This is a genomic window from Nitrosomonas sp. ANs5, from assembly GCF_050584665.1.
Taxonomy (GTDB): Bacteria; Pseudomonadota; Gammaproteobacteria; order Burkholderiales; family Nitrosomonadaceae; genus Nitrosomonas.
The window spans coordinates 1-13,292 of the sequence record NZ_JBEUDO010000029.1 but is presented as its reverse complement, the minus strand read 5'-3'; the positions used below and the strand labels follow the sequence as shown (position 1 = coordinate 13,292).

The window sequence follows — 13,292 nt, the reverse complement described above, 5'->3', positions numbered from 1 at the left end:
AACGCAATGTCCAGGCCGCAACATATTATATGTTGATTGCAACAAATTGGGTTCATATATGTAAATCTCACTGCGGATAAGCTTGATACATTCAGCTGCTTCCTTATCTTTCCTGGCTTCTAATAACTTCAACCTGATATGACACTACTCACGACTATTCTCGCTTTCGTGGTTGCATTAGGCCTGCTGATCACCTTCCATGAATTTGGCCATTATCTGGTCGCTCGCTGGAGTGGCGTCAAGGTTTTGCGTTTTTCTGTAGGATTTGGAAAGCCATTGTTCAGAAGACGGTTGGGTGCGGATCAGACTGAATGGGTGGTTGCGGCGATCCCGCTTGGGGGTTATGTCAAAATGCTGGATGAGCGCGAAGGGAAAGTATCTCCGCATGAACTCCCGCGTGCGTTCAACCGGCAGACTGTTTCCCGGCGCTTTGCGATCGTGGCGGCCGGACCTATTGCCAATTTTTTATTGGCAATATTGCTTTATTGGTTGCTCTTTGTTCTGGGGGTCAGTGGTATTAAGCCTATGTTGGGTGAAATTGCACCCTCGACGCCCGCTGCTTCTGCCGGTTTCAGTGAGGGGCAGACTATTACCAGAATTGGCGGCCAATCCGTCACAACCTGGCAAGATGTCCGCCTGGCATTGTTGGCGCATGGAGTCGATCGCACACCCGACCTGGATGTGGAAACGGTTGCAGAAAACGGCGTCATCCATAAATTAAAACTGGATTTGAGTAGTCTTGAGGCAGAAGATTTCGATGCGGATTTTTTAGGCAAGATTGGTCTGGCATACTACCAACCTGCTTTCAGTTCGATTATAGGTCAGGTGCTGGCAGGTGGTGCAGCGGAGCGCGCTGGGCTGCAGGTGGGGGACGAGATCCTGGCGATTGACGGTCAGGAAGTGCTTTATTGGCAAGAGGTCGTCGGTATCATTCGTGCCAGTCCCGGGCACTTGCTGAATCTGGAAATTATGAGGAATGGCGAGGTGATCGACCTGTCGTTGACACCCGAGATTGGGCTTGAGGATAACATCGAAATCGGTAAAGTTGGCATTGCGCCCAAGATCGAGCATGAGATGCTGGAGAATCTGCTGGTGAAAATCAGTTACCCGCCAGTAACTGCTTTAAGCAAAGCAGCGGCCAAAACTTGGGAAATGACCCATTTTACTTTGCGCATGCTTGGCAAAATGGTGGTGGGGGATGTTTCGTTTAAGAATGTCAGCGGCCCAATCACCATTGCCGATTATGCCGGGCAGTCAGCGCAAATGGGATTTGTTGCTTACCTGGGTTTCCTTGCCTTGATCAGCGTTAGTCTGGGTGTGCTCAATTTACTGCCGATCCCGGTGCTGGATGGCGGGCACCTGATGTATTACTTGATAGAAATGATTCGTGGCAAACCGTTACCTGAGAAAGTAATGGAGATTGGGCATCAAATTGGCATGTTGCTGCTCATCACGTTGATGATATTTGCCCTGCATAATGATTTGCTTCGCTTGATTGCAAGGTAAATATGAAATTCAGGTATTTGGCATTATTTCTTATACTCAATTATTCAATAGTTTACGGATCAAATGAGGCTTTCGTTGTTCAGGATATCCGGGTAGAAGGCATACAGCGCACCGAAGCGGGTACAGTATTCAGCTATCTCCCAATCAAAGTCGGTGATGTGCTTGATAGCACCAAGGCAAGCGCAGCCATCAAGGCGCTCTATGCAACCGGTTTTTTTAAGGATGTCAAATTGAAAGCTGAAGGCAATTTGCTGATTGTTCAGGTTCTGGAGCGTCCCGCCATTGCCCAGATCAGTATTGATGGCGCCAAGGAATTCGATAAAGACAAGCTGAAAGAAGGCCTGAAACAGGCCGGATTATCCGAATCGCGTATTTTCAGTCGTGCGCTTCTGGAGAAAGCCGAACAGGAACTGAAGCGCCAGTATATCAGCCGCGGGAAATATGCCGTCAAAATCACGACGACGACAACGCCCCTGGAGCGGAACCGGATCGGGATCAATTTCAATATCAAGGAAGGCAAGACCGCTCGTATCAGGCAAATCAACATCGTTGGCAACCAGGCTTTTCGGGAGAAAAAATTACTGGGTTTACTGAATCTCAAAACGCCCGGCCTACTGACCTGGTTTACCAAAGACGACCAATACTCGAAGCAGAAACTGTCAGCCGATCTTGAAACGCTGCGTTCCTATTATCTTGACCGAGGGTATCTCGAGTTCAACATCGACTCCACCCAGGTTTCCATTACACCGGATATGAAGGATATCTACATTACGGTCAATGTAACGGAAGGTCCTCAATACACGGTATCCGATATCAAGCTGGCTGGCGAACTGATATTGCCCGAAGAAGAACTGCGCGCGCTGATTAAGCTTGAGCCAGGTGGCGTATTTGCGCGCGAGAAATTGACCGAATCGGTCAAACTGATCAGTGACCGATTGGGTGATGAGGGTTATGCCTTCGCCAACGTCAACGCATCCCCGGAACTGGATAAGGAGACCAGGGAAACTGCTTTTACTTTTTTTATCGATCCTGGCCGCCGGGTTTATGTCAGGCGCATCAACATCAGCGGCAATGATCGTACCCGGGATGAGGTCATTCGCCGTGAATTTCGGCAAATGGAGGGTGCGTGGCATTCGACCACGCAGATCAATCGCTCCCGGCAACGCGTGGACAGGCTGGAATTTTTTACCAGTGTCAACGTTGAAACACCGCCGGTTGCAGATGTGCCGGATCAGGTGGATATCGATGTTAGCGTTGTCGAGAGGCCAACCGGTGCGATCATGTTCGGTGCGGGCTACTCCGACCGGGAAGGCATTATTTTGAATGGCTCCATTGCGCAGAATAATATTTTCGGGACAGGCAACTTTCTCAGTTTGCAGGTGAATACCGGGAGTGTTAACAAAATCATATCTGCTTCATTTACCAATCCATACTATACGATCAATGGTGTGAGTCTTGGTCTGGAGGCCTACAAACGCGATATCAATACACGTTCGCTATCCAGCGTCGGGGTGTTCAATACCGATACTACGGGTGCCAATATTCGTTTTGGAATTCCTGTTGCCGAGAATGATATTGTCTCGCTTGGGGTGGGTGCGGAGCATACCAAAATTAATTTGCGTGACGACAGTCCTGAGCGCTTCAGGGAGTTTGTCAGTCAGTTTGGCAGGAGCTCTAACAACATTCCCATTACTCTCAGTTGGGCGCGTGACCGTCGTGACAGTGCGATCTGGACGACTTCCGGTATGACGCAGCGCATATTCGGAGAATTTAGTTTGCCGTATGGCGATTTGAATTACTACAAAATCAGCCTTGAACAAAGATGGTTCTATTCGATTTCCAGATTTTTCACCCTGATGCTCAATGGCGACATCGGGGTGGGTGATGGTTATGCCGGTAAACCACTTCCTTTCTTTAAGAACTTTTTTGCTGGCGGCTTCAACTCTGTCCGGGGCTATAATATCAACACGCTCGGACCGCGTGATAGCGAAGGGCGCGTCCTGGGCGGCAGCAAGCGCATTGTGGGCAACCTCGAAGTGCTGTTTCCGGCACCGTTCATGCCAGACGACAAGACTATCCGCTTGAGTGCGTTTATGGATGCCGGCACACTTGTCAACTCTTTCTCTGGATTGGACTTGAATGATTTTCGTTATTCTGCCGGCCTGGCCGTCACCTGGATTTCCCCTATGGGGCCGCTGAAGTTCAGTATTGCACAACCATTCAATAATCAGCCAGGGGATAATTTGCAGCGCTTCCAGTTTCAGTTAGGACAAACTTTCTAGTTTTGGGAGACAGCCACCGGGAGAATCAATGAAATTTGTATTACAGGATTGGCGCCAAATGGCGTCTGCATGGTTTTATATGGTGTCTGGCATGGTTGTGCTGTTGACCTTGCCGGCCGTATCCCTCGCTCAGGAAATCAAGATTGGAGTTGTCAATACCGAGAAAATTCTACGGGAGTCGATTCCCGCTGTCATGGCGCAAAAGAAAATTGAACAAGAATTCCAGACGCGTGATGCGCGCATCAAGCAACTTTCCGTCCAGGCGAAAGCCTTGCAACAGGAGCTGGAGAGTAACGACAGCATGGCGGAAGTAGAAAGGCGGACCAAAGAACGCGAACTGGCAACTCTCAGCCGCCAATATCATCGTGCCCAGCAACAAATGCGAGAAGATTTGAGCCTGCGCCAGAATGAGGAATATGGTCTGATACTGGAACGTATCAATCAAGTCATCCAGGAACTGGCTGAGTTGCAGGCATATGATCTCATTCTGCAATTGCAGGATTCGGTTTACCGGAGCGCACGTATCGATATTACCGATCAAGTGATCAGAGTGCTGGATGAGCAGGCATCCGCTGCCGAGAAGTAACCCGTTCCATCAATCAAGCGAACAATAGCCATACAGGGAGAAGAAAAAAATGACGACCATGGATATCCATGAAATCCTGAAATACCTGCCACACCGCTATCCATTGATTCTGGTAGACAGAGTAGTGTCTTTTGAGCCGGGTAAACGAATCCATGCCTACAAGAATGTTTCCATCAATGAACCTTATTTTGTCGGGCATTTTCCGCACTATCCAGTCATGCCGGGTGTTTTGATCGTTGAAGCGCTGGCACAGGCCGCAGCGCTACTGACTGTCCGCTCCCAAGAGGCCGGAAAAAATACCGAGCAGGTGTATTATTTTGTCGGTATCGATGCGGTGCGATTTAAAAAACCTGTTATTGCGGGGGATCAACTTTCCCTGAAAGTCGAGATTACCCGGCAGATTAAGGGAATCTGGAAATATTCTGCCTGTGCCGAGGTGGATGGTCAGATCGTAACTGAGGCGCAATTGATGTGTACGGCAAGGGAAATTTAGTCTGCCCATCAGAACCGGTGACAAGGCTGCTAGCCGCACCATGCAATTTTCAAGGTGCGGCGTGGCGTGACAATGCCTCGTAATGGAGTGGTCATGCAGCAAGGCTGTGTCTTGATACTGTGCACGATAGCCGCTCCGATTGAGGCAGTCAGGAGAATTGGCTGTTGACAGGTCATTGTTCCCAGAAATCCGATATGATCCGGCGATTTGATCGATGCGTCTAAAGCGGCCAATTTATGGGGTGGACGAAGCGGGCAGAGGGCCTCTGGCGGGACCAGTTTATGCCGCCTGCGTGAGATTGGATGCGCGCAGAACGATCGAGGGATTGGCCGATTCCAAGCAGTTAAGTGCGCGCAGGCGTGTATCTCTGGCAGAGCAGATCAAACGAAAGGCCGTCGCCTGGGCCATCGCCTTCGCCTCAGTTGCTGAAATTGACCGGCTAAATATTTTACAGGCGAGTCTTCTCGCCATGCGAAGGGCTGTACAGCAATTGGCACTCACCGAAGACGCCCTGGTGCTCATAGATGGAAAGCACGCGCCACAATTGAATTTTGAGGTGGAAACAATTGTCAAAGGGGACTCTTTAGTAGCTGAAATTTCGGCTGCTTCAATTCTAGCCAAAACTGCACGAGACGCCGAAATGATACGGCTGCACGAACATTACCCGGTATATGGGTTTGATCAACATAAGGGTTATCCAACCAGGGCCCATCTTGATGCGATCCGGTTATATGGAATTTCCGATGTCCATCGCCACAGTTTTTCCCCTTGCAGGCCAGGCAATCAATCTAGGAGGCTGTCCGAGAATAGCGATCGTAGAGAGGGTGAGGCTGGTTGAGTTGGATTTTTCGATCATTTGAGGCGAATAGTTGTTCTATTTAACGAAAAGGATCGTAAAATCCGGCCAATCAGGCTCGTCCGCAGTAGATCAGTCTATTCACGGACAGCCTCCTAGGTTCTCCTGACATAAACGGAGTGGATTCAGCCAACATGCGAGAATGGGGCGCAGTAATAAGTGTTATGCACATCGTAAATAAAACGTTTTATCAACTACATGAAAGCCTTGGACAGGCGGAGGAAGTATGCGTATAGAAAAGAATACAGTGGTTTCCTTGCACTATAAAATGATCGATCCGGAAGGCAAGGTCCTGGAGGAAACCGAAATGCCGATCAGTTACCTGCACGGCGGATTTGATGGCATTTTCCCTACGGTGGAGGAAGCCTTGCATGAGAAGGAAATCGGGCATACGCTGTCACTATTAATGGAGCCAGAAGAAGCGTTTGGCGAATACGACACTGAACTGATGCGGGTCGAGCCCCGGAGCGCCTTTCCCGAGGAAGTGGCTATCGGGATGCAGTTCGAGGGTGGGGAGGAAGGTTCGGATGATTTCCTGATTTATACCGTGACAGATGTGACTGACGATATTGTGGTGGTGGATGGTAACCATCCCTATGCTGGTATGGTACTGCGCTTTGAATGCACGGTCACGGCAGTACGGTCAGCGACAACGGAAGAGCTTGCGCACGGTCATGTACATGATGGATCACAGGGTCATGAGCATTAACGGAGCGGGATGATCCGTCTGATTTTGTAATGTGACTGGCAGGGCGCCCGCTCCTCGGTGCCGCACTGCCAGTCAGCATCATATTGTCCGATCAAGCATTGATCGCATCAAGTAAATCTGTTCCAGCGCTTCCTTGGGCGTGAGTTCATCCGGGTGAATGTGTTCGAGATGAGCAAGTACCGGGTGGGCAGGACAGGCTATCTCGTTTTCAAGCTCGTCAATTTCTTCAAATAATGTTTGCTGCGGGTTTCTGCCAATAGCTTCCTGTTCCAGCCTGGCGAGAATTTTTCTGGCTGCTTTGATGACTTTGTCTGGTACACCCGCCAATGCTGCGACATGCAATCCATAGCTCTGGCTGGCCGGTCCTTCCTTGACTGCATGCAGAAACACTATCCGTTGCTTGTGTTCGATTGCGCTGACATGAATATTGGCTGCTTGCGGGAATTCCTGCGCCAGTTGTGTGAGCTCGAAGTAATGGGTCGCAAACAGGGTATAGCTTCGGTTCTGGCTCAACAAGTAGCGGGCAATGGCAAAAGCGAGCGCAAGGCCGTCGAAAGTTGATGTCCCGCGGCCTATTTCATCGACCAGTACCAGACTTTGTGCAGTGGCGTGACGCAGGATGTTGGCTGCTTCAGTCATTTCGACCATAAAAGTCGAGCGTCCACCGGCCAGATCATCGGACGCGCCGATACGCGTGAAAATCTGATCAATTGGCCCCATGCGTGCATGTTGGGCCGGCACAAAACTTCCGCAATGCGCCAGTAAAACGATCAGAGCCGTCTGACGCATATAAGTGGACTTGCCCCCCATGTTGGGGCCTGTGATGATCAGCATTTGCCTGCCTGTACGGGTTACGGCGCCCAGTTGTACATCATTGGCGATATATTGCTCTACTTGGCTTTCCACTACGGGGTGGCGGCCAGCTTCAATTGTCAGGACAGGGTCATCGGAAAAGATGGGCCTGCCGTAGTCGAGCATATTTGCGCGTTCAGCAAAGGCGCACAGAACATCCAGTTCCGCGACCGACTGGGCCATCTTCTGCACCGGGGCGATGAAAGGTTGCAACTGTTCCAGCAGCAAATCGTATAATTCTTTTTCGCGTGCAAGCGCTTGTTCTCGTGCTGTCAGGGCCTTGTTCTCGAACGCCTGTAATTCCGGTGTAATATACCGTTCGACATTCTTGAGCGTTTGTCTACGGCGATAATTGGCCGGTATATTATCGCTCTGCGCGCGCGAAATCTCGATATAAAAGCCATGTACCCGATTGTATTCCACTTTGAGACCGGAGATTCCGGTGCGCTCACGTTCTTGTGCTTCCAATTGCAGCAGAAATTCTGCGCAGTTATCGTGCAAGGTGCGCAGCTCATCCAGTTCAGCATCGTAGCCGGGCGCAATGACGCCCCCTTCGCGTATTACAGTACCGGGGGTGGGCTGTAATGCATCGGTCAGCAGTTTGGTGAGTGCGGTATCGGGCATCAAGCCGGTAGCGAAACGATAGACTGCAGGCGCAGAACTGGCTGCCAGCAGTTTGCCAATATCTGGCGCAATTGTCAGGCTGTCGCGCAGGCCGGACAAGTCGCGTGGCCGCGCGGTTTTCAACGCAATGCGACTCGCAATACGCTCGATATCTACAATCTGTTTGAGTGGCTCCCGGATTGCCACGTACAGCGCGGAAGGCTCCGGATCGACCAAGGCGGAGATGGTATCGTGCCGCTGTTGCAGAATGGTGCGGTCCCGTAAGGGATGGTGCAACCAATGCCGCAACAGGCGGCTGCCCATGCTGGTCGAGCAAGTGTCCAGCAACGAGAGTAACGTGGGTGCATCTTCCCCGCGCAATGTGGTTGTCAGTTCCAGGTTGCGGCGTGTGGCAGCATCCATGCGCAAATAGCTATCATGCCGTTCGACGTGTATGGCGCGTAAGTGGCTGAGTATGGGTTCTGCGCTGGCATCGCTTGCTGTATGTTGCGTGACCCGGATATAGTCAAACAGTGCGCTCGCTGCCTGAAGCGACGCATAGAGCGCTTCACCGCCAAATGCAGCCAAATCATGCGTGCCAAATTGGCGGGTCAGCAACTGGTGCGCGCGATCGAAATCGAATTGCCAATCGGGCAAGCGCTGGTGTGTCGCGCCATCATCCAATGCCAGCGGCAGCTGGAGTGATTCCGGCAGCAACAGCTCCGCTGGACGCAGCCGTTCCAGCTCATTTGCCAGATTCTCCGGAGCAGTTTCCAATACACGCAGATCGCCTGCAGCCAAGTTGAGCCATGCCAGGCCGATGGTGCCCCGGTGCATTGCCAGTGCCATGACAATGCTGTCGCGGCGTTCTTCCAGCAATGCCGCATCTGTCAGGGTGCCTGGTGTAATGATGCGTGTGACCTGACGTTCCACGGGCCCCTTGCTGGTGGCCGGATCACCGGTTTGTTCGCAAATGGCGATCGTTTCTCCCAGCTTGACCAGTCTGGCCAGGTATTGATCCGCAGCATGAAACGGGACGCCCGCCATTTTGATCGGCTGCCCAGCCGAAGCGCCGCGCTGGGTGAGCGTGATATCCAGCAGGCGTGCCGCTTTCTCGGCATCTTCGTAAAACAGCTCGTAGAAATCTCCCATGCGGTAAAACAGGAGCTTGTCTGGGTGCTGCGCCTTGATGCGCAGATATTGGCGCATCATGGGGGTGTGCGAGGAATTATCAATATTCGTCATGTGGAACAAGTGTTTATGTTTTCTCTGCAATGCTTTTGGAGCTGATTTGGCAGGAGGCTTCTTGCGTTTCACGCTTCTGGATCATTGACGAGTGGCTGCTGCCTGTTTTGGAGCATGAAAAATTCAAGAAGACCAAGGAGCATCGCCCGGTCATCCACCCTCCATTGCTGCCATTCTCGCAAGGAGGCTTGAATCTTGTGAGCTGCTTCCGTCTGGGTCAGTCCGGAAGTTATGCGTACTTCACGGATTTCCGCAGGTGTCGGGTCGTTTCATTGAGTCGGTTATGGCATTTTGGCTGTTGCCCAGTTAACCGATGTTGACAACCGTGCGGGTCAAGGTATCTACTGGCATTATTTTACGCTCAATGCGCGTATCAGTACCAGCTCTCAAACTTATCCAGGCTCACGAAGATTTGAGACCCTACCAACTACTGATCCACCAGCGGGGAATAACACTGTGACCACCAGCAAACTGCGCTTGGCGTTATGCCTAAGGCCGAAACCGCCAAGCTGATCTTTGCCTGCTCAGCATCCCTGAAGGATGATGACCTAGAGTGCCATGCAGAGCTGCATGGGCAGACCCAAGGTGAGCCGGTGTGATGTGTCGACAAGTGTGTGATAAGCAACAGCGGCGACGTGTTGGCAGGCTTTCAAGACTCATGCTGCCGATCCGTGGGCCAGGGCTGCATCAACTTTAACACCACACTCATCGGCGCACTGCCTTCATGGCGCTGGTATTCAACGGGCCCGTAGTAGGTGAAGGGTGCGGCCTTACCGGCACGGAGTTTGTTGTCGCGGACGAACAGGTGGATGGAATGGCGAAGAGTCTTGTGATTGATCAGTTCCCGGCCGCGCTTGCTGTCGGGGGTGGTGGCGTGCTGGCTTTGCCAGTGGAAGGTGTTTTCGTCGATCCAGTGGTCGATATAGCGGTGGTCTTCAGCCTTGCCCTGCTTGTTCAGGGTGACCAGCAGCACATGGGCATTGGCGTCTTTCAGGAACACATGGCCGCTTTGCCAGTTTCCAGGATTGAAGGTTTCGTCAAATAGTTCCGGAATGTCCTCTCGCATCAGCTCCTGGCCGATCATCATCTCCAGCGGGTCGACCACACCTCTGAGCCGGGCAAAGGTGCGGAACTGCTCGCTCAGTTCCGGAGTAACAACAATGTCGTCGTACTCCGGGTTTGTGGCTTTCAGCACATACTCGCCAGCGTCTGATTTTTGCACCGTGCGCAGCAGATACTGGGTATCGCCGGCTTCGTCAAGGCGTTCAATGGCGAGCGTTTTGCCGGTGATCGAGCCGGCCTGGTTCGGGTTGATGTGCTCCAGCAACAGATAGTCGCCATCCTGAATGGGTCGCTTGCCGCCATTCATGGAATTACCGGAGGCGCGGGCGATGAAATGCTTGCTGGGGTCCAGTCGACCATAGCCCGAGCCGAGGGCGCGGTATTCTTCAGTTTCAGCTTGGCTGTTCCTGAAATGCCCGCAGGCGATTTTCAGGGACGGGAAGTACGGCAGTTCGGCCCCGGATGAGGTTAACGGCACTACGTTGTCGGTGGTCTCTGTATTCGGCTGTGCCGATACCCGAGCTTCATAGGAGGCCAGACGGTAGTCGATCAGCTCCTGCACCATGCCCTCAAACGGTGTCTGTTCGTCCGGCTTCAAGGTGACACAGGGTATCAGCCGGTGGTCTTCTTCCCGAAAGAACGGTGGAGTCTTGTTGGTCCAGTGATCGACGCAGTCCTTCTTCCAATAGCTTTGCCACTTGGCACCCGTGCCATCGGTAACGCGGACACTGTCGGCTACTTCGCTCAACAGCTTTAGGCGGCGCTGCAATACCGACCAGGATTCCTTGGCTAGGGTCGCCAAGGTCGGTGCTGCCTGCCAGCCACCGAGTTGCTGAAAGGCTTGCAGCAGAATCATCTTGAACGACTTGGTCAGCGGCGTGGTTTCTACTTCTTTCAGGAAGAGCTCATGCTGTTGAAAGAGCGCTGTTTCCGTATCGGTCAAATCACCCACATCAAGCAACAGGCCAAACCAACTGCCATGCTGTTGGCGGGTTTGTCTAAGGTTGGCTCCAAAGTGGTAGTACTCGGTGAGCGTGGGGCGACGACCCAGAGTGTCCTTCAACGCCTGATAATCTTTCTCGGGGCCCTGCTGGTCCAGTGATTTGAGGAAATCGATGACCGCCAGATCATAATTGATGAAACAGCCTTCGGGCAGGTTTAGTCGGCCTGCCTCGGCATCTCGGGCGAACTCGGCCAGTTGTCGGTGATTCATTGCCTTGCCCATCAGCGCCTGCGGCTTGTGCAGGAAGCTTTGGTGGTTGCCGACAAAATCCAAGATTACCAGCTTGACTTTGTCGGTGGCTGCACTATGCCGCAGGCCGCGGCCAATTTGCTGCAAGAACAAGATTTTGGATTCAGTAGGGCGCAGCAATAACACCATATCAATCGCCGGGAGATCCAAACCCTCGTTGAACAGATCGACCGAGAAGATGACCTCCAACTGGCCATTATTCAGCCGCTCCAGCGCTTCCCCGCGCGACAGTTCGCTTTCACCGTGCACAGCGGCGGCATTAACACCCTGCTTACAGAACTGCTCAGCCATAAAATCAGCGTGCTGGCGTGATACACAAAATGCTAGAGTACGGCTCTGCTTGTGCTTCTGCCATTCGCGCAGCGCATGTCGCGCCCTGCCCAGGGTCGCCAACTTGTTGGCCAGCAAGTTGGGATCAAACTGGCCATTGCGCCACGGAATCTCGGCGTAATCGACGCTTTCATCATAGATGCCGTAATAATGGAACGGCACTAAAAACTCGCCCCGAATACCCTCAAATAAGGGATATTCGAACGCCATATTGTCATCGCAGAGCGACAGTATGTCCGAGCGGTCGGTACGGTCTGGCGTGGCGGTCAGCCCCAACATGAACTGGGGCGTAAAATAGTTCAGCAACCGATAGTAGGTAGGTGCTGCAGCGTGGTGAAATTCATCAATGATGATGTAGTCGAAATGTTGCGGACTGAAGCGCTCTAGGTGGACGTCTTTGCCCAGGGTTTGCACTGATGCGCAGAGTACATCGACCTGCGTGTCGCGTTGCTGACCCATGTAGTAGCCGACCCGGCTATCTGGCTTGATGCGCAGAAAGGTTTGGGCGGCCTGATGCAGTATCTCTTCGCGATGCGCCACAAACAGGATGCGGCGAGCTTGAAGTTGCAGAGCATCAAAGGCAGAAAGCCACGTCTTACCCAAGCCGGTGGCAAGCACTACCAAGCCGCGCCGATACCCCTGCTTTCTGGTTTCTGCCAAGGCAGCTAATGCTTGCTGCTGTACTTCATGCGGCTCCGGTGGTGGCTCTTGCTCCGTACTGCCGGGTTCAATGGGTTGTGGTGCCTTCCGCCGCTTGGCGTAATCGTCCACCCAGCCATCGGTCAGTGGCACCGTCTTCGGATGCTGAAACAGTTCTTCAAACCGACTCGCCGCTTCCCAATAACCGGCCTCAGGCGGATAGTCGATCTGGTAGTTCCATTCGAGTCCGTGTTTCAGAGCTTGCTGGCTGATGTTGCTGGAGCCGATAAATGCCCGCCCCCAACTACCCTTGTCGTCCGAACTGCCGGCGAACAAGTAAGCTTTCATGTGAAAGCTCTCGCCCTGACTTTGGAATACACGAACCAGTGCGCCTCGCTCTTGCAGTAGGATTAACTCACGTAGTGCCTCGGGGTCGGTGACATCCAGATAGTCACTGGTCAGAATACGCAGCCGGGTTGGAGGGGTGCTGAACAGTGCATCGGTCAGATCCGGCATCAACAGGTTCAGCCCGGTTTTCTTAACGAACGCGACCGCCATATCTACCTGGTCTGCGGCTTTGATGGCGTGGCAGAGCTTGGGCAAGAAGTGATGGGAGTCACCGCCTGTAGTCAGCCGCTGGTGCGGCACTGGCTCTCTGCTGACCAGAATGTTGAGCCATTCCTCTTCATGGTCTGGTCGCTGGTCGACGGTGCGCCAGAACTTACTGGCTTTGATGTCCGGGAGGGCCGCCAGCCAATGGCTGGCCGTGTCTTCTTCGGCATCCAGAAAGTAGCGCCCATTGTGATATCGCTCACCCTGGCCGTATTTAAAGCTCATGTACAACATACCGTTTGGCTTCAGTGCGGCCCATAACCTT

Annotated in this window: 8 protein-coding genes; 6 read left to right on the top strand and 2 right to left on the bottom strand. The window is 52.6% G+C overall.

The features are described 5' to 3' along the window. The first annotated feature begins 138 nt into the window (after positions 1 to 138). The 6 genes from rseP to ABTW62_RS08395 all read left to right on the top strand — a co-directional run bounded on the left by rseP (position 139) and on the right by ABTW62_RS08395 (position 6,432). The gene (gene rseP, locus ABTW62_RS08420) at positions 139 to 1,506 is read left to right on the top strand and encodes an RIP metalloprotease RseP (protein ID WP_430904139.1); all 1,368 of its coding nucleotides are present in this window, start codon (positions 139 to 141) and stop codon (positions 1,504 to 1,506) included. Positions 1,507 to 1,508: 2 nt separating this feature from the next. Continuing rightward, a complete protein-coding gene (gene bamA, locus ABTW62_RS08415; RefSeq protein ID WP_430904138.1) occupies positions 1,509 to 3,788 on the top strand; it encodes an outer membrane protein assembly factor BamA in 2,280 nt (759 codons plus the stop codon). Between the two features lie 28 nt (positions 3,789 to 3,816). Next, on the top strand, positions 3,817 to 4,374 hold the full coding sequence (locus tag ABTW62_RS08410) for an OmpH family outer membrane protein (RefSeq protein WP_430904137.1): 558 nt from the start codon (positions 3,817 to 3,819) through the stop codon (positions 4,372 to 4,374). A 49-nt stretch (positions 4,375 to 4,423) separates the two neighbouring features. Beyond that, the gene (gene fabZ, locus ABTW62_RS08405; protein ID WP_430904136.1) at positions 4,424 to 4,867 is read left to right on the top strand and encodes a 3-hydroxyacyl-ACP dehydratase FabZ; all 444 of its coding nucleotides are present in this window, start codon (positions 4,424 to 4,426) and stop codon (positions 4,865 to 4,867) included. A gap of 214 nt (positions 4,868 to 5,081) precedes the next feature. Next, positions 5,082 to 5,705 carry a ribonuclease HII gene (rnhB, locus tag ABTW62_RS08400; RefSeq protein WP_430904135.1) on the top strand — a complete coding sequence of 208 codons (624 nt, stop codon included), beginning with the start codon at positions 5,082 to 5,084 and terminating at the stop codon, positions 5,703 to 5,705. Between the two features lie 244 nt (positions 5,706 to 5,949). After that, entirely contained in the window at positions 5,950 to 6,432 is a 483-nt protein-coding gene (locus ABTW62_RS08395) for an FKBP-type peptidyl-prolyl cis-trans isomerase (RefSeq protein WP_430904134.1), read from the top strand. Between the two features lie 78 nt (positions 6,433 to 6,510). Here the strand turns inward: ABTW62_RS08395 and mutS are convergent, their stop codons facing one another. Continuing rightward, positions 6,511 to 9,132: a DNA mismatch repair protein MutS gene (gene mutS, locus ABTW62_RS08390; RefSeq protein WP_430904133.1), complete on the bottom strand. Its 2,622-nt coding sequence runs from the start codon at positions 9,130 to 9,132 to the stop codon at positions 6,511 to 6,513. 649 nt (positions 9,133 to 9,781) lie between these two features. Next, the gene (locus ABTW62_RS08385) at positions 9,782 to 13,261 is read right to left on the bottom strand and encodes a DUF3427 domain-containing protein (protein WP_430904132.1); all 3,480 of its coding nucleotides are present in this window, start codon (positions 13,259 to 13,261) and stop codon (positions 9,782 to 9,784) included. Positions 13,262 to 13,292: the final 31 nt, after the last annotated feature.